Raw genomic sequence first — 22,642 nt, 5'->3', positions numbered from 1 at the left:
CGGGGGCCGGCCGAGCCGGCCCCCTTGGTCAGACGAGCGGGCCGAGCCTGCGGTCCATCTCGCAACGGTTGGTGAACGTCTCATGGAACGACGTCGGCCGGCCGTACCAGTGACCCTTCACCTCGACCTTGACCGGGTCGAAGATCAGCGGACATGGGCCCGGGTCGACGTTCAGATCGTCGACGTGCCCGTCCACGCCGCGCAGGGCGTGGCAGGCGGCCTGCGGATGGGGATGGACGCCGCCGTCCGGGTCACAGGTCAGGCGGGTCGCGTAGGCGCCGCCGGAGCGGGGCGTGACCGTGATGAAGAGATCGGCTCCCGCGGCGGCCTGGGCGGGAAGCGCCGTGAACGGCACGGCGAACGTGGCGGCCACGCACAGTCCGAGCGCGGCCATCCTGCGGGCGGCGGTCAGCACGAGCGTCATGAGAACCTCCCTGGTCAGCGGCGTCCCGGGGTGGGACGGCGCACCCGTCATGACTACCGTGTGTAATCATCGCGCCACCATCGATCACGAGGGCATCTGATCGTGGTCGATCGGACACACAATGATGTCCTCGCCGGTCATAGGCAGGATCGCAGCTGATGGCGGGCATGAACGGGGGTGGGTTTCCCGGATCAGGGGGAATATGCGAGGGAAGATTAACTAGCTATTCCACTCACCATTTGGGTCTCTGTAATGTGACGTGCAGGTAAGCCCGAACAAGGAGATCCGCATGGCGGAGTTCACCCCCACCGTTCCTGCGCGAGTCCTGCCCGCCGTCGCCGTCCGCGACCTTCCCGAACCACCCCGATCGACCTGGCGAATCATCGGCCCCGGCCTGGTCGGCGCCGGTGTGGGCCTGGCCTCGGGAGAATTCATCCTCTGGCCCTACATCGCCTCACAGGTCGGCCTCGTCTTCATCTGGGGTGCCGCGATCGGCATCATCACCCAGTGGTTTCTCAACATGGAGATCGAGCGTTACACCCTGGCCACCGGCGAAACCGCGCTGACCGGTTTCAGCCGGATGTGGAAACACTGGGGTCTGGTGTTCGTCCTGATGGCCCTGGCCTCGAATCTCTGGCCGGGGTGGGTCACCACGTCGGCGACCATGGTGACGTACCTGACCGGGTCGGGACAGGGCTCGGTGCGGTGGATCGCGATCGGCATGCTGATCGTGATCGCACTCGGCCTGACGCTGGCACCGGTGATCTACACCGCGCTGGAAAAGGTGATCTTCGTGAAGATCGCCCTGGTGGCCATCCTCGCCGGGGTCGCGATCGTCGTCGCGATCAACGCCGAGAGCTGGCTGCAGCTGGGCCGGGGCCTGAGCGTCGGCGCCCAGTTCCCGGTGCCGCCGCTGGACTTCGCGGTACTGATGGGCGCCATCGCGTACGCCGGAGCGGGCGGCGGCCAGAACCTGTGCCAGAGCAACTGGATCCGCGACAAGGGCTTCGGCATGGGCCTGTACGTCCCGCGCCTGGTCAGCCCGGTCACCGGCCACGAGGAGGCGGCGGCCTCGACCGGCTTCCAGTTCGCCCCGACGAAGGAGAACCTGGAGCGCTGGAAGCAGTGGTGGCGCTTCGCGAACGTGGAGCAGGCGTGGACGTTCGCCATGGTGTCGTTCGTGACGATCGCGCTCATGTCGATGCTGGCCTACTCCACCGTCTTCGGCCGCGAAGGGCTGGAGAACAGCATCGCCTTCCTCGAGGTGGAGGGCCAGGTGCTGCAGGACGTCGTCGGGCCCTGGTTCGGCATCCTGTTCTGGGTGATCGGGGCGCTGGCCCTGTTCGCCTCCGCGATGGGCATCGTCGACTACACCTCGCGGCTGGCCTCCGACACGATCAAGACGGTCTACCTGCGCGACAAGCCCGTCTCGGTGAATCGGGTCTACTTCCTCGTGGTCTGGGCGATGGCGCTGATCGGCACCGGGATCCTGCTGGCGGGCCTGGACCAGCCGCTCATCCTGCTGGTGTTCTCGGCGTGCTTCGCGGCCGTGATGATGTTCGTGTACTCCATCCTGCTGATCATCCTCAACCGGCGGGCGCTGCCCGAGGCCATCAAGGTGCGGTCGTACCGGCTGGGGGCGCTGGTCTGGTCGGTCGCGTTCTTCGGCACGCTGACCGTGATCGTGGTGTTCCAGCAGGCGCAGCGGTTGTTCGGCTGATCGTCTGATCGCACGGCGGGGCGCGGGCGGGATGCCTGTCCGCGCCCCGCCGGTTGACCTCAAGCGGACTTGAGGTTGCAGACTCGGCCGCATGAACGTGGTCGAGGTGAAGAAGTTCGGTGGTCCCGAGGTGCTGGTGGCCGAGCGGGCGCCGGATCCCGTCGCCGGGGCGGGGCAGCTGGTGATCGGCGTGTCGGTGTCGGACGTCATGTCCATCGATGCGCAGTTGCGCTCCGGGTGGGGGCGGGAGTGGTTCCCCGTCGAGCCGCCGTACGTGCCGGGCACGGGGGTGGCCGGGCGGGTCCTGTCGGTGCGTGACGGGGTGGACGCCTCTTGGATCGGGCGGCGGGTCGCCGCGCTGGTGCCCGGCGGCGGGTACGCCGAGCGGGTCGCGGCGAGCGTGGAGACGGTCGTGGCGGTGCCGGACAAGGTGCCCCTCTGGCGGGCGGCGGCACTGATCCAGGTGGGTCCGGCGGCGCTGAGCCTGGTACGGGCTGCCGGCCTGGAGCCGGGGACGCGGGTGCTGGTCACCGGGGCCGGCGGGGCGCTGGGTCTGGCCCTCGTCGGGCTGGCGGCCACGGCCGGGGCCCGGGTCACGGCGGCGGCCCACGGCCCGGCCAAACAGCGGGCGGCCCTGGAGGCGGGCGCGGCGACGACCGTCGACTACCCAGGGCTCGACGCCCCGGGTGAGCGGTTCGACGTCGTGTTCGACGGGGTGGGCGGGGAGGTCGGTGGGAGCGCGTTCCGGCTGCTGGGGCGGGGCGGGCGCTTCTTCGCGTACGGAGTGCCGAGCGGCGCCACCGCCGCGATCGACCCGGCGGAGGCCGACCGGCGCGGGGTGCGGGTTACCGGCATGGAGCAGGTCCAGTTCGCGCCCGCCGAGTTCGGGCGGCTCGCGGCGGAGACCATGCGGGAGATCGCGGCGGGCCGGCTGACGACCGTCGTGGGCCTGGCGGTCCCCCTGGAACGGGCGCGGGAGGCGCACGCGGCGCTGGAGGCCCGCGAGCTGGTCGGCAAGGCCGTCCTGCTCGTCACCGCCCGGGCCGTCCGCTACCGCGAGCACGGCGGGCCGGAGGTGCTGGAGCTGGAGGAGATCCCGATGCCCCGGCCGGGGCCCGGCCAGGTGCGGGTGGCGGTCAGGGCGGCGGGGGTGAACCCCATCGACAGGAAGATCCGCGCCGGTCTCCTCGGCACCGAGATGGACGGCCCGGAGGGGACGGGGATCGAGCTGGCCGGCACGATCGACGCGCTTGGTCCCGGGGTGACCGGGTGGCGGCTGGGCGACGCGGTGTTCGGCCAGGTGGCGTCGGGGGCGCTGGCCACGCACACGATCGCCGAGGCGGACCGGCTGGTGCGCAAGCCGGACGAGCTCACGTACCAGGAGGCGGCCGCACTGCCCGTCGCCGTCGGGACGGCCGTCAGGACGCTGCGCGAGCTCGGCGTCGGCCCGGGCCTGACACTGCTGATCCACGCGGTGGCGGGCGGCGTCGGCCTGGCCGCCGCGCAGCTCGCCCGCGCGCTCGGCGCCCGGGTGATCGGCACCGCCAGTGAGCGCCATCATGGGGTCCTGCGCGGCCTCGGCGTCCATCCCGTCACGTACGGGGACGGCCTGGAGGAGCGCCTGCCCGACCGCGTGGACCGGGTGCTGGACGCCTCCGGCAGGGGCGTGCTGAAGCTGTCGGTCAAGCTGACCGGCGACCCCGCCAAGGTGATCACGATCGCGGATCTGGCCGACGCGGCCGAGTTCGGTGTGCGCTTCTCGTCGGGCCGGGGCACGAACCCGGAAGACGACGTACGGGCCCTGCACGACCCGCTCGCGGCGGCACGAGGCGATCAGGCGCGCGAGGACTCTCCACGGGTGGTGGTGCGGGTGCCGGTCGCCGAGGTGTTCTCGCTGGAGCGGGCCGTCGAGGCTCATCGGCGCAGCGAGGACGGCCACTTCCTGGGCAAGCTGATCATCAACGCGGAAGACTCCTTTCCGCGTTAGCGGGCACACTGGTGCGCATGCTCGACACCTCGGCCCGTCTGCTCAAGCTGCTGTCCCTCTTCCAGACGCGGCGCGACTGGCCGGGCCCCGAGCTGGCCGCCCGGCTCGGCGTCTCGACCAGGACGATCCGCAACGACGTCGAACGCCTGCGCGCGCTCGGCTATCCGGTGCACGCCACCCCCGGCGTGGCGGGCGGCTACCGGCTGGGGGCGGGGGCGGCGCTGCCCCCGCTGCTGCTCGACGACGAGGAGGCCGTCGCGGTCGCGGTCGGGCTCGGCCGGGCCGCCGGAGGCGGGGTCGAGGGCATCGAGGAGTCCTCCGTACGGGCCCTGGCGAAACTGGAGCAGGTGCTGCCGTCCCGGCTGCGGCGGCGGGTCGGCGCGCTGAACAACTACACCGTGCAGATCACGGGCAACTCCCCTGCCGTCGCGCCGGACGTGCTGACCACGATCGCGAACACGGCCCGCGACCACGAGGTGCTGCGTTTCGACTACACGGGCCACGACGGCGCGGCGAGCCTGCGGACCGCGGAGCCGTACCGGCTGGCACACCGGCACGGGCGCTGGTACCTGGTGGGCTACGACCTCGACCGGCGGGACTGGCGCACGTACCGGGTGGACCGGCTGCGCCCGCGCACGCCGGCGGGCCCCCGCTTCACGCCGCGCGAGCTGCCGCAGGGCGGGGACGTGGCGGCGTACGTGGAGCGGGGCGTCAGCACGGCGATGTGGCGCCACCACGCCACGGTGCTGCTGCACGCCCCGGCGGGGCGGATGCGGGCGGTGTCGCCGGGGCTGGACGTCGAGCCGGTGGACGAGTCCACCTGCCTGCTCCGGCTGGGCGGCGACGACGTGAACGGGATGGCGGTGTGGATCGGCTTCCTCGGCGTCGACTTCGAGGTGCTCGACCCGCCGGAACTGGCCGAGCACGTCCTGCGCCTCTCCGAGCGCTACCGGCGCGCGGCGGGCGGCCGATCCGGCTCCGACCGGCGCACGCCAGGCGACCGGGGCGGCTCCGACCGGGACAGCTCCGGCCGGCAGGCCGATGGCGACCGGTAGCGGGCGACCCAGCAGGGTGCCGACCGGCGGGCCGTCAGTGGCCGGTAAGGGGGTGGTCAGCGGGTCCCGGCAGGGTCGAAGGCATGAAGAACCTGACACACGTCGCGGGCGGCAAGAACGACTTCCAGCTGGTCCGCCACCTGACCCTGGCCGGCGGCCAGGTCGAGATCGGCAGGGCGCTGGCCGAGGAGGCCAGGCGGCTCGGCTGGGCGCCCGCACCGATCGACCCGGTCGTGGGCAGGGCGCGCAGGACCTGGTTCGAGCGCCACTGGCCGCAGCACCAGGCGCGCATGGACGGCGCGGCGGCGGCGCTCGGCCTCGATCCCGACCAGGACGACCTGGCCCTCGACGCCCTCTCCTTCGTCCCCGCGGGCTCCGGCTGCTCGGCGATGTGGATCCCGCCGTCGGCCGCCGCCGACGGGCACGGCCGCGCAGGCCGCAACTACGACTTCTTCCCGACGACGACCAGCGAGATCATGGGCGGCACACCGGGCCCGGACGAGCTGCCGATGGCGTCGCGCCCGTACGTGATCACGACGCTGCCCGACGACGGGCTCGCCTCGGTCGTGCTCACCATGAACGAGCTCGACGGCTGCATGGACGGCGTCAACGCGGCCGGCCTGGCGGTGATGCTCCTGGTCGCCGACTTCGAGCAGGCGGAACCGCCGCAGGGCCCGGCCACACCGCAGGTGGGCCTGGCGAGTGTGCAGCTGCCCAGGTTCCTGGTCGACACCTGCGAGAACGCCGACCAGGCCAAGCAGGCGCTGCTGGGCGCCAAGCACTACGACTTCGGCGTGGCGCTGCACTACCTGGTGGCCGACGCGTACGGGCAGGCGTTCGTGTGGGAACGGGGCAGGGACGGCAGCGAGCACATCGTCGACCTCGGCGACGCCCCGCTCTGCGTCACCAACCACCTGCTGCACCGCCATCCTGACCCGGCGAACCTGCCCGAGGACGGCCCGCACAGCTTCGGCACGTTCGAGCGGCTGCGCACGCTGTACGAGCACGGCCAGAAGTCCGGCTCGATGACCGCGGGCGACGTGCGGGACGGCATGGACGCGGTCCGCCAGCCGGAGACCGGCGACCTGCCGTTCCGCACGCTGTGGTCGACGGTGTTCGACACCGCCGACCGTACCCTGTCGGCCCGCTTCTATCTGGGCGACGGCGGCCGTTACAGCGAGGAGCTGGTGTTCTCAGCGTCGGCCGGGTAGTCCGCCGGATAGTGGGCCAGGTAGTCGGCACGGACCTTCGAGCGCGACAGCTTGCCGGTCGGCGTGCGCGGCAGCCGCTCGCGGTACTCGATCAGCTTCGGCTGCTTGAACCTGGCGATCCGCGGCCCGCAGTGCTCCAGCAGCTCGGCGGTCAGCTCGGGACCCGGGGTGTGCCCGGCGGCGGGCTGCACGAGCGCGACCACGTTGTGGCCCCACTCCTCGTCGGGCACCCCGATGACGGCCACGTCGGCCACGGCGGGATGTTCGAGCAGGGCGGCCTCGATCTCGGCGGGGTAGATGTTCACCCCGCCGGAGACGATGAGGTCGGTGCGCCGGTCGCACAGGAACAGGTATCCGTCGGGGTCGAGGTAGCCGATGTCGCCGGGCGCGTACCACTCGCCTCGCATGCTGGCGGCGGTCTTGCCGGGGTCCTTGCGGTACTCGAACGTGCCCATGCCGGATTTGACGTAGATCAGGCCGGGCTCGCCCGGCGGCAGCTCCTCGCCGGCCTCGTCCAGGATCTTCGCCTCGAACGTGGGCGCGGGCCGGCCCACGGTGCCGGGCCTGACCAGCCATTCGTGCGGTTTGACGGCGAAGGCGATGGTGGACTCGGTGGAGCCGTAGTACTCGTAAAGGACCGGCCCCCACCAGTCCATGATCTGCTGCTTGACCGCGACCGGGCAGGCGGCGGCGGTGTGGATGACCTGGCGCAGGCTCGACACGTCGAACTTGCCCCTGACGTCCTCGGGCAGCTGCAACATCCGGTGGAACATGGTCGGCACCATCATCGCGTTGGACACCCGGTGCCGTTCGACCAGCTCCAGGATGTTCACCGGGTCGAACCTGGGCGTGATCACCACGGTGTGGCCGAGGTGCAGCGCGAACTGGGCGTGCGCGCAAGGCGCGGAGTGGTACATCGGCGAGGTCACCAGGTGCACCTCGTCGCCCGCCTTGAGGTCCACGACCTGCCCGAAGAACCACGTGTAGAGCGGCACGAGCTGCTCCGGCTCGGCGCCGGCCAGCGGGCGCTGCACGCCCTTGGGGAAGCCGGTGGTGCCGGAGGTGTACCACATGACGGCGCCGGCGGTGCGGTCGGCGGGCGCGTCCGCGGGCTGCCCCTCGGCCAGGCCGTCCGTCCCGATCTCCCCTCCGGGCACGGCGTGCTCGGCGCTGGTGACGACCACCTTGGCGTCGCAGTCGCCCAGGATGTACGCCACCTCGGCGGCCGTCAGATGCCAGTTGATCGGCACGTAGTAGAGCCCGATCTGCCCGGTGGCCATGACCAGGACGAGGGCGTCGACCCCGTTGGGCAGCACGCCCGCGACGACGTCACCGGTGCCGAGCCCGCGTGCCCGCAGGCCGTGCGAGACCTGGTTGACCCGGGCGAGCAGGTCGCCGTAGGAGGTCTCCGAGCCGTCGGCGTCGATCACGGCCGGGCGGCCGGGGTCGGCGGCGGCGATGGCGTAGAAGCCGGGGAGGTCGCTGACGTCCATCACAACTCCAGTAGTTGCGCGAGTCTGGCTCGGTGGATCCTCGGGGGGCCCAGCAGCACCTCGTCCGCCTTGGCCCTTTTGTAGAACAGGTGCGCGTCGTGCTCCCAGGTATAGCCGATCCCGCCGTGGAGCAGAAGGTGGTCGCGGGCCACCTCGAAGCAGGCGCGGCCGACGTACGCCTGCGCGAGCGCGGCGGCCTCGGGCAGCTCGCCGGGCGACTCGTCGGCGGCCCAGGCGGCGTAGCGGACGATCGACTCGGCCTGTTCGAGCTTGCCGTGCATGTCGGCGAGCTTGTGCTTGACCCCCTGGTAGGAGCCGATGTAGCGGCCGAAGGCCACGCGGACCTTGGCGTAGGCCACGATCGACTCCAGTGCCGCCCGCATCACGCCGAGCTGCTCGGCGGCCAGCGCCACGCACAGCCGGTCGCCGACGCCGGCCTGCGGGGCGGGCCCGAGCACCCGCGCGGGCGCGCTCTCCAGCACCACCTCGGCCAGGCCGCGGGTGAGGTCGAGCGGCTCCAGCGCGGTCCTGCGCACGCCGGGGCCGGCCAGTTCGACGGCCAACAGGACCTTCCCGCCGTCGCCGCTGGGGGCGGGCGCCACGAGCACGTCGGCCTCCATGCCGGTGAGCACCCTGGGCAGGGTGCCGCTCGCGGCGGAGCCGTCGAAGGAGAGCTCGCCCTGGTCGAGGGTGGCGGCGACGCGGCCCTCGGCGATGCCGGTCAGCAGCTCTTTGTCGGGGGTCGCGGTCAGCGCGAGCGCGGTGAAGGCGGTGGCCAGGAAGGGACCGGGCAGCAGGGCGGCGCCGGTCTCCTCCAGCACGACGGCCAGCTCGGACAGACCGGCTCCCGCGCCGCCGTACTCCTCGGGGACGATCAGTCCCGACAGGCCCAGCTCGCCGTTGAGGCGCGCGTACACCTTCGGGTCGTAGCCGTCCCGGGCCTTGGGCAGGGGGGAGGCGGTGCGCAGGAAGCCACGTACGGTCTCGCGCAGTTCGCGCTGTTCCTCGCTGAGTACGAGCTTCACGCCTGCGTCCCCACCTTCAGATCCTTGAACGGCACGGTCTTGTCCACCCGGGGCTCGGGCGGCAGGCCGAGCACGCGGTCGCCGACGATGTTGCGCATGATCTCGTTGGTGCCGCCGCCCAGCGCCATGCCGGGGGCCGTCGAGATCGCGCGGGCGAGGGGATGGTCGGCCAGCATCGCCTCGGGGCCGGCGAGCCGGGTGGCGAGGTCGGCCTGGAACATGGTCAGCTCGGCCAGCAGCAGCTTGGCGGCGCTGCCCCGGGCGCCGGGGAAGATCCCGGCCCTGGTCTCCTGGGCCAGCCGCTGGTTGAACAGCGCCAGCGCGCGGGTGCGGATGTGCAGCTCGACGAGCTCGTCGCGGACCAGCGGGTCATCGGTGTCGACGACCTGGCGCAGCGCTTCGACGGAGGCGGGGTTGTCCTTCTGCCCGCCCATGCCGACGCCGGCCGAGATCGACAGCCGCTCGTGCAGGAGGGTCGTGACGGCCACGCTCCAGCCGTCGTTGACCTCGCCGACGCGGTGCTCGTCGGGAACGGTGACGTTGTCGAAGAAGATCTCGTTGAAGTTGGCCCTGCCGGACATGTCCTTCAGCGGCCTGACCGTCACGCCGGGGTGGTGCATGTCCACCACGAACATGGTCAGACCCTTGTGCTTGGGCACGTCCACGTCGGTGCGGGCGAGCAGCAGACCCCAGTCGGCGTGGTGGGCGACGGAGGTCCACACCTTCTGGCCGTTGACGATCCAGTGGTCGCCGTCGCGCTCGGCCCTGGTCTGCAGGCTGGCCACGTCGCTGCCGGCGCCGGGCTCGGAGAAGAGCTGGCACCAGATCTCCTCGCCGCGCAGCAGCGGCCGGATGAACCGCTCGCGCTGGGCGTCGGTGCCCCGGTCGACGAGCGTGGGCCCGGTCATGCCCAGGCCGATCATGAAGACGTAGGTGGGCAGGGTGTGGTCACGGGCCGCCTCGGCGAACGCGCGCTCCTCGGCCTGGGTCAGCCCCTGGCCGCCCCACTGCTTCGGCCAGGTGATGCCGGAGTAGCCGGCGTCGTAGAGCTTGGCCATGAAGTCCTTGGCGCGGGCGATCCCGTCGGCCTCAGGAGGGTCCTCGGACGGAGCATTGTCCCGCAGCCAGGCTCCGGCCGCACGCCGATAATCAGCAAGGTTCACATCGACTCCTCGGCATCAGTGCTCACTTACTCTAGTCAGCTCGTCCCGGCACGCATAGAGCATTGCTCTGGAGGTCTTTCCCGCGCGGATCGCCCGGCCACACTCCCAGGGACGCCCGTTTCGTCACAAGCGTGGCGAAATAGGGGACTGAGGCGCTTTTGTGACCTCTTACCGAAAGGCGTTCGGCCTTTCCCGATTACCATGATCAACATGACAGTCGGTAAGCCAGGCCGCCGTACCGTACCGGGACATCTCAGATCAGCAGCACTGACGCCCGGTTTGTCCTATAAATACTAATGATCAGAAGTTAGAGTTACTCGCTGTGACAACAGGTTTCAGCCGATTACGGCGCGAGGATCTACTGAAGACGGCCTGCGAGGTGATCGCGGAGCGGGGATTCGGGCACGCCAGGACCCTGGACATCGCCAGGGCGGCCGGCGTCAGCCAGGCGCTGCTCTTCTACCACTTCGAGACCAAGGAACGGCTGCTCGCCCAGGCCTTCGCGTACGCGGCCCGCCTGCATCTCGAAGCCCTGGCCGACGTGGAGCGTTCGACGGGCACACCCCTCGACCGCCTGCGCTCGCTGCTGCGGCTCTGCTCTCCCGCGATCCCCACCGAGGGCTGGCGGTTGTGGATCGACGCCTGGTCCGAGGCCATGCGCAGCACGGAGCTCGAAGAGATCTCGCGGCGCATCGACGCCAGGGGGCGCACGCTCATGCGCTCGATCATCGAGGCCGGCGTGGCGGGCGGCGAGTTCACCTGCCCGGACCCCGACGGGACGACGTGGCGGCTCTTCGCGCTGATCGACGGGCTGGCGGTGCAGACGCACACCCATCCCAAGGTGTTGTCACGGCGGCGGGTCAACGTGCTGATCCGGACGGCGGCGGCGATCGAGCTGGGGGTGCCCCAGGACAAGTTGTGACCGGAAAAGCTGTGGTCCTCCCTTTCCCGCCTTATTGGATTCTCCGTACAATTAGCGGGCGAGGAGAGGAGTGCACGCGATGACGGACGCACCGAGCTCTACCACCGCCAGGGAACGTGACGAGCAGGTCGCGAGCGGGAGCGCGTACCGAGCGGTCATCGAACGCCTCTCGAAGGCGTCGGTCGACAAGCACTGGGAGCCGTACCGCGACATCCCCTGGGACGACCCGGAGTTCCTCGTGGATCCGGAGGATCCGCGCTGGGAGCTGCCCGAGGTCGACCGGCTGGGCGGCCACCCGTGGTACCGCGGCCGTTCCCCCGAGGAGCGCGCCAGGATCGGGCTGTGGCGGGTGGCCACGGCCATGAAGATCGGGCTGCAGTTCGAGAACCTGCTCAAGCGCGGGCTGCTCAACTACGCCTACCGGTTGCCGAACGGATCCCCCGAGTTCCGCTACGTCTACCACGAGACCATCGAAGAGGGACATCACGGGATGATGTTCCAGGAGTTCGTGAACCGCACCGGGATGCCGATCCGCGGCATGCCCGGCCCGCTGTCGGTGATCGCCCAGGTGGCGCCCTGGATCCCGCTGATCTCGACCGAGCTGTTCTTCATCTTCGTGCTGGGCGGCGAGGACCCCATCGACCACGTCCAGCGCAAGGTGCTCAAGGACGGCCGGGCGCACCACCCGCTGGAAGAGACGATCATGCGCATCCACATCGCGGAGGAGGCCAGGCACATCTCCTTCGCCCGGCACTACCTGCGCAACCGCGTGCCCAGGATGCCCGCACACCGGCGGCTGCTGCTCGGCCTCGTCTCGCCGGTCGTCCTCGGCGTCATGGCGCGTATCATGCTGGCCCCGCCCGGAGCGATGATCCGCCGCTTCGGGATCCCGGCGAGCGTCGTGGCCGAGGTCTATCTCCGCGACCCCGGCGCCCGGCAGAACATCCGCGACTCCGTCGCCAGGACGCGCGAGCTGTGCGCCGAGATCGGGCTGATCAACGCGGTGACCCGGCGCGTCTGGCGGATCATGGGGATCTGGGAGGCGCCGCGGGCCGCCGGGCGACCAGCACCTCGGTGACCGTCACCAGCTTCCACCTGCCCGACGGGTTCGACGCGAGCAGCGCCCGCCTGGCCATCTCGGTGAAGGCGTCCAGCCGGTCTCCGAGGCGGGCCGGAGCGGTGTAGGAGTAGGACAGCTGCAGGCCGATCACGGCCTCCAGGTCGTAGCCGATCCGCACCTCGTAGTGGGCCCGGTCGAGGTCGCGGAACGGCGAGCCGGCCAGCACGTCGTCATGGTGCTCGCCGGTGGCCTGGTAGGAGTTGCTCGCGGTGAAGGTGTTGACGCCGAACGCGTCGCGCACCCGCCGCATGGCCGGCTCCCACGGCTGCTCCTCGCCCGCGCGGGTGGGGCCGACCAACGCCACCACGCCGCCCGGCGGCAGCAGCCGGTCCAGGTCCGCCAGCACCTCGCGCCGGTCCATCCAGTGGAACGACCGCCCCATCACGACGTGGTCGAACGGGGGCAGCCGGTCGAGCGTCGTCGAGTCGCCGCGCAGCCAGCGGATGTTCTCCGCCCGCGCGGCCAAGCGCCTGCCCTCGGCGAGCATCTCGGCGTCCGGGTCGACGGCCAGCACCTCGCGTACGCGCCGGGCCAGCGGGATCGCCACCGTGCCAGGGCCGCAGCCCAGGTCCAGCACCGTCGCCCCGGCGCCGAACGTCATGGCCAGGTGCTCGATCGCCGGGTCGCCGTGGCCGGAGCGGTATTTCGCGTAGTAGGGAGCCGCGCCGCCGAACAGGTCCTCCATGGATGGGACCATATACGGGTTCGCGAATTGTCCGATGGAAGGTTCTGACTTGTGAGGCGGCTACTCACGGTCCTGCTGCTCGCTCTCGCCGCCGTGGGCGTGGCCGGCGCACCGGCCCAGGCGCACAACGTGCTCATCTCCAGCGACCCGCGCGACGGGTCCACGCTGGCGGCCTCGCCCGAACGGGTGACCCTGGTGTTCGACCAGGCGGTCCGGCAGGGATACGCGCAGGTGGGCGTGACCGGGGCCGACGGGTCCTCGTGGGCCGACGGGAGCCCCGAGGTGGCGGCCGAGCGGGTCTCGGTGAAGGTGCGGCCGCTGCCGGGCGGGGGGTCGTACACGGTGGGCTACCGGATCCTGTCGGCCGACGGGCACCCCGTCACCGGGAAGATCAGCTTCACCCTGGCCGCCGGCGCCTCCGCCGTCACCACCGGCCAGGCCGCCCCCGCCGCCCCCACCGGCCAGGCCGCTCCCGCCGGCCAGACCGGTGCCGCCGGCAGTGCTGAGGCCGCCGAGGCGGCGGCCAACGGCGGGGCGGGGATGGCCGTGGTGTGGATCGTGGGGGCACTGCTCGTGCTCGCCGCCGGCACGGCCGTCGCCCTCCGCCGCTCGGGCGCCCCGCGCCCCGCGCCGGCACCGGCGGTGGCGAGCGCCGAAGGAACCGGTGCCGAGTCGGCGGGGCCCGCGGCGACTGGCGCCGTCGGGACTGGCGCCGAGGAAGCGGGTCCCGAGGAGACGGGCGCTGAGGAGACGGGCGCTGAGGAGACGGGCGCTGAGGAGACGGCTGCCGGGACGGTGGCCGCTACGGCGACCGGTGTTCAGGAAGCTTCGGCCGACAGGACGCGTTCGTGACGGCCGTCGCCGCTCCCCCGGTGCCCGGGCAGCGGGTCGGCGGGCGGCTGGTGGCGGGCGCGTTCGGGGTGTGCGCGGTGGTCGCGGCCGTGGCGGCCAGCTCGTTCACCGCTCAGCAGGCCGTCCCCGGCATCCCCATGCCGGGCCCCGTCGTCTCGGTCGGGCTGCCGGTCGTGCGCGTGCTGCTCGACGTGGCCGCCGTGGCGCTGGTCGGGCTCAGCCTGCTGCCCAAGCTGCTCGGCTTCAGGAACCCGGAGCGCTCGGAGCCGGTCCTGCTCAGGGTGCGCCCGCTGGCCGTGATGGCCGCGTGGGCGTGGGCGATCTGCGCGCTGCTCACCATCGTCTTCCAGACCGCCGAGCTCAACCCCGGCGCCGTGCCCACGTTCGGGATGATCGCCGACTACGTGGGCAGCGTCGGCACCGGCCAGGGGCTGCTGTTCAGCGCGGCGTGCGCGCTGGCGGCGGCCGGCATCGGGCTGATGGCGGTGCGGTTCGGCGAGAAGGTGCCGGCCGAGCTGCGGGTGATCGTGGCGCTGTTCGGGCTGCTGCCGATCCCCGTCACCGGGCACGCGGTGAACTCGGTCTGGCACGACCCCATCATGATCTCGATGGAGATCCACGTCATGGGGGCGGCGGCGTGGACCGGCGGGCTGGCGGCCACGGCCGTCTTCCTGGCCCCGCATCGCGACCTGCTGGCCCTCGTGCTGCCGAAGTTCTCCAGGATGGCGACCGTCTGCCTGGCCCTGGTGGCGCTGTCCGGGCTGATCACTGGGCTGGGCACGATGGCGCTCACCCCCGGCGTGCGGTTGCCCGAGGCCATCGTGACCAGCCACTACGGGCAGTTGGTCGTGGTCAAGGCCGCGCTCGTGGCGCTGCTGGTGCCGCTGGCCGCCCACATCCGCTTCCGGCTCATGCCCGCCATCCGCCAGGGCCGGGCCACCGCCCTGGTCGGGTGGGCGGCGGCCGAGGTGGGCGTGATGGGACTGGCGTACGGGGTGGCGGTGGCGATCACCAGAGCCTCGATCGCCTAGAGCCCGATCGCCCCAACCGGACTGCCGTTCAGGGGGTCGCGGGCGCGGTCACCGTGGTCGCCGGCGGGGGCGCCGGGACCTGCGCGGTCCTGCTGTGCCCGCGGGCGAACCACTCGATGGCCAGCCAGGCGACCAGCAGCCCGAGCCCGGCCCACCCGGCCGACGCCGTGACCAGCGGCGGCGAGCCCATCAGCCTCTCCTGGCCCTTGAGCGCGCCGTACACCGGACCCATGACCGCGTTCTGGGCGATCAGCGCGCCGTACGCGCCCGCCGTGACGACGGCCGTGCCGAGCACCGCCCGTACGGCGGGGATCCGGACCAGGAACGCGAGGTCCACCAGCAGCCCGCCCGCGACCAGGAAGAACGGCAGCGCCGACGGCGGGAAGCCGGTGTAGGTGAGCAGCGGCCAGACCAGCGTCCTGAACCCCACGTAGGCCCCCGCGACGAGGGTGGCTGAGCCGAACCTGCCGATCAGCAGCCTGGCCGCGACCAGTACCGACAGCCCGGCGACCACGGCGTAGACCGGGTAGAGGTAGTCGGGCACGGGCAGCGTGAACCCGGTGACCATCGTCCGGTCCACCGGCCGCCCCATCTGGTCGGCGGCGAACTGGAGCAGGATCTTCTCGGCGTAGACGACGTTGTTGTCCCAGGCGCCGAGCGACAGGATGCCGTACTCCTGGTGCTGCTCGGGGAAGTGCACGTTCTCCAGGAAGAACGCGAAGAACGCGCCGAGCACGACCACCCGCTCACGTCCCGGAGGCGCGCCCACGAACCAGCCCCGGATCACGCCGGCGATCATGAAGAACGTCCCGGCGTAGAGCATGATGTGGGACGGGCTCCACGAGGTGATGTCGAGCCCGTTGACGCGGTGGTTGATCAGGTCGAGCGGCACCGCGACGAGGAAGATCCCGGTGCCCCACTGGATCAGCCTGAGCGCGGCCTTGTCGACGCCGTAGCCGGTGTAGCCGTGGATGATGACGAGGGCGACGACCAGGGCCGTGCCGGCGGAGTTGAGCAGGTGGGGCGGGGCGAGGTCGTCACGCAGCCACTTGAAGTGCCACGAGACGTCCCAGGCCGAGCCGAGCACCTTGAGCGTGAACGCCACCAGCCACCCGTAGTAGAGCACCCTGAACAGGTCGTGCGGCGTCTCGCGACCGGCCTCGCCGCGAGTCCAGTAGGGCAGGGCCCATGCGGCGGCCCTCTTGAACGATGCTGGAGACTTCACGGGACTGAATCTTACGGTCATCGGTCGCACTGGCCCACGATGAGTCGTTCGACCTGTTTCGCGATCTTCCCCGGAGGGTCATGGCTTGGGGTACGACGCCCGCATGGAGAACGTGAGCGGCGTCCTGGGCTCCCCCGCCGGGCGCCGGTAGCCGTTCCCGTCTTCGACCAGCGTGCCGAAGCGGCGGAACAGGGTGTGATCGTGCTCGTGCAGGAACTCCACCCGCAGCCCGGCCGCCGCGACCGCGCTGACGATCTCACCGAGACCGTGCCGGAACTGCACGGTGGTCTGGTGCTCCAGGATCTCGGGGCCGGTGTAGGTGTGGGGATATTCCCAGACATGGGGGCCGCGGTCGAAGTAGTCCTCGGTGACCTTGGTGCCGCTCTCGTCGTCCAGGACGTCCATGAACGGGTGGAACTCGGCGACGTACAGGAACCCGCCCGGCTTGAGCAGGGCCTTGACCGTCCGCGCCCAGCGGGTGAGGTCGGGCAGCCAGACCAGGGCGCCGATGCCGGTGTAGACGATGTCGTACGTCTCGCCCAGCGCCCGCTCGGCGTCGTAGACGTCGGCGGTGACGAACCTGGCCGTAAGGCCGCACTCCGCGGCGATCCTCCTGGCCTGCTCGATGGCGGCCTCGGAGAAGTCGAGGCCGGTCACCTCGGCCCCCGCCCTGGCCCAGGAGAGGGTGTCGAGGCCGAAGTGGCACTGCAGGTGGACCAGGCTGCGGCCGGCGACCTCGCCCACCTCGTCGAGTTCGAACGGCCGCAGCGCGTTCCTGCCCGCCTTGAAGCCCTCGACGTCGTAGAAGGCGCTGCCGACGTGGACGGGGACGCGCGCGTTCCAGTTGGCCCTATTGACCTGGAGATAGTCGTCCATGATCGTGATGCTAGCGGTCGCGGCGGCGCAGGCGTACCGGCAGGTGCTTGAGCCCGTTCTGGAAGTTCGAGGTGAGCCGGTGGGGCGGGCCGGCCGACTCGACGTCCCAGGCGAGCAGTTCGCGCAGCACCGACCGGAACTGGGCGCGGGCCAGGTGCGCGCCGAGGCAGAAGTGCGGGCCGAAGCCGAAGCTGACGTGGTCGTTCGGCGTGCGGGCGACGTCGAACCGGTCGGGATCGGGAAAGACGGACGGGTCGCGGTTGGCGGAGGCGTGGTAGACGACCACCTTGTCGCCCGCCCGGATCGACTGGCCGGCGAGGGTGAGGTCTCGGGTCGCGGTCCGCCTGAAGTGCATGACCGGCGGCCAGAAGCGCAGCATCTCCTCCACGGCGGAGTCGAGCAGGGAGGGGTCGGCGCGCAGGCGAGCCAGCTCGGCGGGGTGCTGGAGCAGCGTGAGCAGGCCGCCGGGGATGCCGTTGCGCAGGGTCTCGTTCCCGGCGACGGCGAAGAGGAAGAACATGTTCTCGAACTCGGCCTCGGTCAGGCCGCCCTTCGGCCCGCCCTTCAGCATCGCGGACATGACCGACTCGCCGTCCACGGGGCTCTCGGCCAGGGCGTGCGCGTATGCGAACATGTCGGTCAGCGCCGCCCTGGAACGCGGGTTGACCCCGGGACGCGGCTCCGGCCTGGCCGCGACGGCGAGCCGGCCCATCGGGGTGAGGGCCTCGGCGTCGGCCGTGGACAGGCCCGCGTAGTCGTCGTCCTGGTAGCCGATCACGCGCGAGGCCCAGTCGTACAGCAGCCGCCTGTCCCGCGCCGGAACCCCCATGACGTGGGCCAGCGTCCACACCGGCAGGTCGGCGGCCACCTCCACGAAGTCGCACTCCCCCGCCTCGAACAGCGCCGCCGCCCGCGCCGCGATCGCCTGCTCCAGGGCCCGCACGGCCCTCGGGGTGAACGCCGCCGCCACGATCCGGCGCAGCCTGGAGTGGTCGGGCGGGTCCATGTTCAGCATCTGCGCCTGGACGAAGCGCAGGTCGGCCGGGGTGTCGGGGTCGCGGATCTGGGTGGCGCCGAGGTGGGAGGAGAAGTCCTCGGGGTGGCGCAGCACGTGTTTGACGTCGGCGTGCCGGAACACCGCCCAGTAACCGGGCCCCTCGCGCCAGGGGCCCAGGGCGGGCTCGGGGATCCAGCAGACGGGAGATTCCTCCCTGAGGGCGGCGAACAGGTCGTACGGGACCGCCGTCTCGTACGTTGACGGCTGGAACACCTCGACCACCGACCGCCGCACCGACCCCATCCCTCCACAATGCGCCCCGCCCCGGCGCCCCGGCAACTCGCCGCACGCGTAACGTCCGCGCGCCCGGTGGGGATGACGGTCACGTGACTCCGGAAAACGCAGAGGCGATTCTGACTCAGTACTTCGCCCCCTGGATCCAGCGGCTCGGACTGCGCGTGGAGGAGGTGGGCGAGCGGCACGCCGTCGTACGGCTGCCCTGGTCCGACGACCTGGCCAGGGAGGGCGGTGGGCTGAGCGGGCAGGCGATGATGGCCGCGGCCGACACCGCGACCGTCGTCGCCATCTCCTCGGCGCGGGGCGGGTTCGTGCCGATGACCACGGTCCAGCAGTCCACGACGTTCCAGCGGCCGGTAGTGGGCAAGGACGTGCTGCTCGACGTCCGGATCACCAAGCTGGGCCGCACGCTGGCCTTCACCGAGATCACCCTCACGGCCGAGGGCGGCGGCGAGGTCGTGGCGCAGGCGAGCACCATCTACGCGCTCCTGGGCTGAAGACCGGGTAGGCCGCGCCCTTACGTACGAGGTAATCGCGGTGCCGCGGGAACGAGAGGAGAGTGTGTGACGGCACCACTGAAACCGGACTTGAGGGACAGATCATGACGACTCGCGACACCGTTCAGGAACTGCTGCGCCGGATCGGCGAAGGGGACGCCGAGCGCACCGCCGGGCTGTTCGCCGAGCGCTGCGACTGGAAGTACAGCTGGCCGGAGGAAGGACACCCGGCGGTGCCGTGGATCAAGCCGCGGTCGAGCCGCGACGATGCAGAAGATCTCTTCCGCGCGCTGGCCGCGTACCACGTGCCCGAGCTGAACGGCACGTCGGTGGCGCGCATCCTGGTGGACGGGGACGACGCCGTCGTGCTCGGGGACATCGTCCAGACGGTCGAGGCCACCGGTGAGGCGTACACGTCCCCGTTCGCCCTGCACCTCACGGTCGAGGACGGGCGCATCACCCGCTACCACATCTACGAGGACAGCCTGACCGTGGCCACGGCGCACTCCGCCCGGCGCCGCGCTTCATGATCGTCGTCTCAGGGATCTCTCAGGTGCGGAAAGTAGGCTCTCCGCATGAAGCGTGTGGCCGCTTTGACAGCGGCGCTCGCCCTCATCGGGGTGACGACGTGGCTCGTGTGGCCGTCGGCTCCCGAGGTGCGGGGCCAGGACCAGAGAATCACCGTCGTCGACGGGCCGGCCGGCGACGAGCGGGTCGAGCTCGACACGACCTTCTTCGCGCCGCCCGGCGGCGGGAAGGCGCCGGCCGTGCTGCTCGCGCACGGGTTCGGCGGCAGCAAGCAGAGCATGCGGGACCAGGCGGTACGGCTCGCCGAGCAGGGCTACGCCGTCATGACGTGGTCGGCGCGCGGATTCGGCCGTTCGGGCGGCCAGATCGCACTCAACTCGCCCGACTACGAGGTCAAGGACGTCAAGCAGCTGATCGACTGGCTGGCCCGGCGTCCCGAGGTCCGGCTCGACGCCTCGGGTGACCCGCGCGTCGGCATCGCGGGCGGCTCGTACGGCGGCGCCATCGCGCTGATGACCGCCGCCTACGACCAGCGGGTGGACGCGATCGTTCCCCAGATCACCTGGTCCGACCTGGCCGACGCGCTCTTCCCCAACGCCGCTCGGCCGGCCACGCCGTCCACCGCCGCCCGGTCCACCGCGGGTCCCGCAGAGCAGTCGGACCCGGTGGGCGGGGTCTTCAAGCGCATGTGGGCCGGCATCTTCTTCGGCCAGGGCGTCTCGCTGGACCCCACGTCCCTGCTGGGCCGGCGTGAGGCCGCCCCGCCGCTGACGCCCGAGCAGGCCAGGTGCGGCCGGTTCCTGCCCGCGATCTGCGCGGTCTACCAGCAGGTCGCCGAGACCGGCCGGGCCACGCCCGAGGCTGTCGAGCTGCTGCGCAAGTCGAGCCCGATCACCGTGGCCGGGCAGATCAAGGCCCCGACGCTGCTCATCCAGGGCCAGCGCGACTCGCTGTTCCCGCTCGGTCACGCCGACGCCAACGCCAGGGCCATCGCCGCCGCGGGCACCCCGGTGAGCCTGGCCTGGTTCGACGGCGGGCACGACGGGGGCAACGGCGAGGCCGACTGGCTGTTCGACCAGTCTGCGGCCTGGTTCGCCCGTTATCTGAAGGGCGACGACTCGGCGCCGCGGGTGAGCGCGTTCACGGTGACGCGTGACGGCGGCCGCGACCCCGGCACCCGCCAGCGCATCAGGCTGCACCCGGAGGCGGGCGCCTACCCGGGCCTCGCGGGCACCGGCACCACCGACGTCGCGTTGAGCGGCCCCGCGCAGAACATCGTCAACCCACCTGGCGGCGCCCCGGCGGCGATCTCCACCGTGCCGGGCATCGGCGGCCTGCTGGCCGGCCAGAACACCGGCGGCGTCTCGCTCGACATGCCGGGACAGTCCGCCGCGTTCGAGTCGGCGCCGCTCACCGCCCCGCTCCAGCTCACCGGCAGCCCCACCGTCAAGATCAAGGTGTCGGGCAAGGGCGAGGCCACGCTGTTCGTGAAGCTGTACGACGTGGCCGACAGCATCCAGCCGCCCGCCCTGCCGGCCGGCCTGGTCGCGCCGGTCCGGGTGAGCATCCCCGAGGGCGCCGGCAGCGCGGAGGCCACCGTCACCCTGCCCGCCGTGGACCACAACTTCGCGGCCGGACACCGGCTGCGCCTGGTCGTGGCCACGACCGACATGGGGTTCGCGACCCCGGCACAGCCGGCCGCGTACCAGGTGGCGCTGGCCTCCCCCGCGCTCGCGGTCCCGACGGTCGGCACGCTGGCCGCCGCGCCGACCGGGATCGTGTGGTGGGTGTGGGCGATGCCGCTGGCCGCCGTCGTGGTCGCCGGCGTCCTGCTGGCCACGGGACGCACCCCGTCCCGCCGCCGTAAAGCCGCAGCCACTGGGACGCCGGACGCCCGCGAGGCCGTCGCCGCCTCCAGCGAGGCCCCGCTCGGCGACGCGGACGTGCCGCTGGAGATCAGCGGGCTGACGAAGGCGTACCGCAACGGCGAGCTGGCCGTGGACGGCCTGTCGTTCCGGGTCGAACGGGGCCAGGTGCTCGGGCTGCTCGGCCCGAACGGCGCCGGCAAGACGACGACGATGCGGATGATGATGGGCCTCATCCACCCGGACGCCGGCGAGATCCGCATCTTCGGCGAGCCGGTGGCCCCCGGCGCCCCCGTGCTGTCGCGGCTCGGGTCGTTCGTGGAGGGGCCCGGTTTCCTGCCGCACTTGTCGGGACGCGACAACATCGCCCTCTACTGGGCCGCCACCGGCCGGCCCGCCGCCGACGCGCACTTCGAGGAGGCGCTGGAGATCGCGGACCTGGGCAAGGCGCTCGACCGGGCCGTACGCACCTACTCCCAGGGCATGCGCCAGCGGCTGGCCATCGCCCAGGCCATGCTCGGCCTGCCCGACCTGCTCGTGCTGGACGAGCCCACGAACGGCCTCGACCCGCCCCAGATCCGTGAGATGCGCGAGGTGCTCAAGCGCTACGCCCGCGACGGCCGTACCGTGATCGTCTCCAGCCACATGCTGGCCGAGGTGGAGCAGACCTGCAGCCACGTCGTGGTCATGCGGCGCGGACAGCTCGTCTCGACCGGCCCGGTGTCACAGCTGCTGGGAACGGCCACCACGGTCAACGGGCACGGGCCGCGCCTGGAAGACGTGTTCCTCGACCTCATCGGAGACAACGCATGACCGCCGCGACCGGCTACGCGCCGAACCGCACGCTGCCGCTGCGGGTGGAGATCGTCAGGCAGTTCAAGCGCAGGCGGACGATCGTCGCGTTCGGGCTGCTGCTGGCGCTGCCGTGGATCCTCGTGATCGCGTTCCAGTTCGGGCCGCAGTCGAACGCGCAGGGCCAGTCGGCGCTGCGCATCTCCGACCTGGCCACCGAGAGCGGCCTGAACTTCGCCGCCTTCGCCCTGTCGGTGTCGGCCAGCTTCCTGCTGGTGGTGGCGGTCGCGCTGTTCTGCGGCGACACGGTCTCCAGCGAGGCCAACTGGTCGTCGCTGCGTTACCTGCTGGCGGCGCCGGTCCCGCGCGACCGGCTGCTGCGGGTGAAGCTGATCGTGGCGCTCGGCTACTCGGCCGCGGCGGTGATCTGCCTGCCGCTGATGGCGCTGCTCGCGGGGACGCTGGCGTTCGGCTGGGACGACATCCAGGTGCCGGGGACGGGCGAGACCATCCCGGCCTTCGACGTGCTGCCGCGCTTCGGCATCGTGATCGGGTACGCGCTGGTCAGCCAGCTCGTGGTGGCCGCCGTGGCCTTCCTCGTCTCGACCATGACCGACTCCCCGCTGGGCGCCGTGGGCGGGGCGGTCGGCCTGTGGATCGTGTGCACCATCCTCCAGGCCGTGGAGGCGCTGGGGGTGCTGCGCGAGTTCCTGCCCACGTTCTGGAACAACGCCTGGCTGGACGCCCTGGCGCCCGAGCTGGACTGGAGCGGCATGGCGAAGGGGGCCTCGATCTCGATCACGTACGCGGCGATCCTGATCGCGGTGGCGTTCCGGCGCTTCCGCCGCAAGGACGTGGTCAGCTAGAGCGCGTGGGC

General features: G+C 71.7%; 20 protein-coding genes. 12 read left to right on the top strand and 8 right to left on the bottom strand.

Features of this window, described 5'->3' with window-relative positions; translation table 11 throughout:
* Positions 1–28: 28 nt before the first annotated feature.
* On the bottom strand, positions 29–424 hold the full coding sequence (locus AB0C27_RS16080; RefSeq protein WP_357843942.1) for an SSI family serine proteinase inhibitor: 396 nt from the start codon (positions 422–424) through the stop codon (positions 29–31).
* A 289-nt stretch (positions 425–713) separates the two neighbouring features.
* Between AB0C27_RS16080 and AB0C27_RS16075 the strand changes: the two genes are divergently transcribed.
* From AB0C27_RS16075 to AB0C27_RS16060, 4 genes are all read left to right on the top strand, one after another.
* On the top strand, positions 714–2,144 hold the full coding sequence (locus AB0C27_RS16075) for an Nramp family divalent metal transporter (RefSeq protein ID WP_357843939.1): 1,431 nt from the start codon (positions 714–716) through the stop codon (positions 2,142–2,144).
* 91 nt (positions 2,145–2,235) lie between these two features.
* On the top strand, positions 2,236–4,131 hold the full coding sequence (locus AB0C27_RS16070; RefSeq protein ID WP_357843936.1) for a zinc-binding dehydrogenase: 1,896 nt from the start codon (positions 2,236–2,238) through the stop codon (positions 4,129–4,131).
* A 17-nt stretch (positions 4,132–4,148) separates the two neighbouring features.
* Positions 4,149–5,186: a YafY family protein gene (locus AB0C27_RS16065; RefSeq protein ID WP_357843934.1), complete on the top strand. Its 1,038-nt coding sequence runs from the start codon at positions 4,149–4,151 to the stop codon at positions 5,184–5,186.
* A gap of 83 nt (positions 5,187–5,269) precedes the next feature.
* Positions 5,270–6,397 carry a C45 family peptidase gene (locus tag AB0C27_RS16060; protein WP_357843931.1) on the top strand — a complete coding sequence of 376 codons (1,128 nt, stop codon included), beginning with the start codon at positions 5,270–5,272 and terminating at the stop codon, positions 6,395–6,397.
* Here the strand turns inward: AB0C27_RS16060 and AB0C27_RS16055 are convergent.
* Genes AB0C27_RS16055 through AB0C27_RS16045 form a run of 3 tightly spaced genes read right to left on the bottom strand, consistent with a single transcriptional unit; the run spans position 6,358 to position 10,078 of the window.
* Complete coding sequence (locus AB0C27_RS16055; protein WP_357843928.1) at positions 6,358–7,890, bottom strand: AMP-binding protein; 1,533 nt, start codon at positions 7,888–7,890, stop codon at positions 6,358–6,360. The two genes, AB0C27_RS16060 and AB0C27_RS16055, sit on opposite strands and share 40 nt — an antisense overlap.
* Positions 7,890–8,915, bottom strand: a complete 1,026-nt coding sequence (locus AB0C27_RS16050; RefSeq protein ID WP_357843925.1) for an acyl-CoA dehydrogenase family protein — start codon at positions 8,913–8,915, stop codon at positions 7,890–7,892. The genes AB0C27_RS16055 and AB0C27_RS16050 overlap by 1 nt, the downstream gene beginning before the upstream one ends.
* Positions 8,912–10,078 (bottom strand): acyl-CoA dehydrogenase family protein, encoded by a 1,167-nt coding sequence (locus AB0C27_RS16045; protein ID WP_357843922.1) that lies wholly within the window; start codon positions 10,076–10,078, stop codon positions 8,912–8,914. The genes AB0C27_RS16050 and AB0C27_RS16045 overlap by 4 nt, the downstream gene beginning before the upstream one ends.
* Positions 10,079–10,400: 322 nt before the next feature.
* On the opposite strand from AB0C27_RS16045, the gene AB0C27_RS16040 reads away from it, so the two are divergent.
* Both AB0C27_RS16040 and AB0C27_RS16035 read left to right on the top strand, forming a co-directional pair.
* Positions 10,401–11,000 (top strand): TetR family transcriptional regulator C-terminal domain-containing protein, encoded by a 600-nt coding sequence (locus tag AB0C27_RS16040; RefSeq protein ID WP_346115343.1) that lies wholly within the window; start codon positions 10,401–10,403, stop codon positions 10,998–11,000.
* Between the two features lie 79 nt (positions 11,001–11,079).
* Positions 11,080–12,078, top strand: coding sequence for a diiron oxygenase (locus AB0C27_RS16035; protein ID WP_357843919.1), 999 nt, complete (start codon positions 11,080–11,082; stop codon positions 12,076–12,078).
* On the opposite strand, the gene AB0C27_RS16030 is transcribed toward AB0C27_RS16035, so the two are convergent.
* Complete coding sequence (locus tag AB0C27_RS16030; RefSeq protein WP_357843916.1) at positions 12,026–12,805, bottom strand: class I SAM-dependent methyltransferase; 780 nt, start codon at positions 12,803–12,805, stop codon at positions 12,026–12,028. The genes AB0C27_RS16035 and AB0C27_RS16030 overlap by 53 nt on opposite strands.
* A gap of 51 nt (positions 12,806–12,856) precedes the next feature.
* Between AB0C27_RS16030 and AB0C27_RS16025 the strand changes: the two genes are divergently transcribed.
* Together AB0C27_RS16025 and AB0C27_RS16020 are read left to right on the top strand one after the other, a co-directional pair.
* On the top strand, positions 12,857–13,657 hold the full coding sequence (locus AB0C27_RS16025) for a copper resistance CopC family protein (RefSeq protein WP_357843913.1): 801 nt from the start codon (positions 12,857–12,859) through the stop codon (positions 13,655–13,657).
* Positions 13,654–14,688: a CopD family protein gene (locus tag AB0C27_RS16020; RefSeq protein ID WP_357843910.1), complete on the top strand. Its 1,035-nt coding sequence runs from the start codon at positions 13,654–13,656 to the stop codon at positions 14,686–14,688. Before AB0C27_RS16025 ends, AB0C27_RS16020 begins: the two co-directional genes overlap by 4 nt.
* Before the next feature lie 28 nt (positions 14,689–14,716).
* Here AB0C27_RS16020 and AB0C27_RS16015 read toward each other — a convergent pair whose 3' ends face one another.
* From AB0C27_RS16015 to AB0C27_RS16005, 3 genes are all read right to left on the bottom strand, one after another.
* Complete coding sequence (locus AB0C27_RS16015) at positions 14,717–15,913, bottom strand: hypothetical protein (RefSeq protein ID WP_357843907.1); 1,197 nt, start codon at positions 15,911–15,913, stop codon at positions 14,717–14,719.
* Positions 15,914–15,991: 78 nt separating this feature from the next.
* Positions 15,992–16,789, bottom strand: a complete 798-nt coding sequence (locus AB0C27_RS16010; RefSeq protein ID WP_357843904.1) for a class I SAM-dependent methyltransferase — start codon at positions 16,787–16,789, stop codon at positions 15,992–15,994.
* 10 nt (positions 16,790–16,799) lie between these two features.
* Entirely contained in the window at positions 16,800–18,080 is a 1,281-nt protein-coding gene (locus AB0C27_RS16005; protein ID WP_357843901.1) for a cytochrome P450, read from the bottom strand.
* Positions 18,081–18,172: 92 nt separating this feature from the next.
* Here AB0C27_RS16005 and AB0C27_RS16000 point away from each other — a divergent pair, with 92 nt between their 5' ends.
* The 4 genes from AB0C27_RS16000 to AB0C27_RS15985 all read left to right on the top strand — a co-directional run bounded on the left by AB0C27_RS16000 (position 18,173) and on the right by AB0C27_RS15985 (position 22,631).
* The gene (locus tag AB0C27_RS16000; protein WP_357843898.1) at positions 18,173–18,580 is read left to right on the top strand and encodes a PaaI family thioesterase; all 408 of its coding nucleotides are present in this window, start codon (positions 18,173–18,175) and stop codon (positions 18,578–18,580) included.
* Positions 18,581–18,684: 104 nt separating this feature from the next.
* Entirely contained in the window at positions 18,685–19,110 is a 426-nt protein-coding gene (locus tag AB0C27_RS15995; protein ID WP_357843895.1) for a nuclear transport factor 2 family protein, read from the top strand.
* Positions 19,111–19,155: 45 nt separating this feature from the next.
* Complete coding sequence (locus tag AB0C27_RS15990) at positions 19,156–21,786, top strand: alpha/beta fold hydrolase (protein ID WP_357843892.1); 2,631 nt, start codon at positions 19,156–19,158, stop codon at positions 21,784–21,786.
* Positions 21,783–22,631: an ABC transporter permease subunit gene (locus tag AB0C27_RS15985; RefSeq protein WP_357843889.1), complete on the top strand. Its 849-nt coding sequence runs from the start codon at positions 21,783–21,785 to the stop codon at positions 22,629–22,631. The genes AB0C27_RS15990 and AB0C27_RS15985 overlap by 4 nt, the downstream gene beginning before the upstream one ends.
* The last annotated feature ends 11 nt before the right edge of the window (positions 22,632–22,642 follow it).

The sequence above is a fragment of the Nonomuraea sp. NPDC048882 genome (assembly GCF_040649755.1).
In the GTDB taxonomy this organism is placed as follows: Bacteria; Actinomycetota; Actinomycetes; order Streptosporangiales; family Streptosporangiaceae; genus Nonomuraea; species Nonomuraea maheshkhaliensis.
The sequence above is the reverse complement of the archived record's forward strand: the minus strand, read 5'-3'. Positions and strand labels throughout refer to the sequence as shown.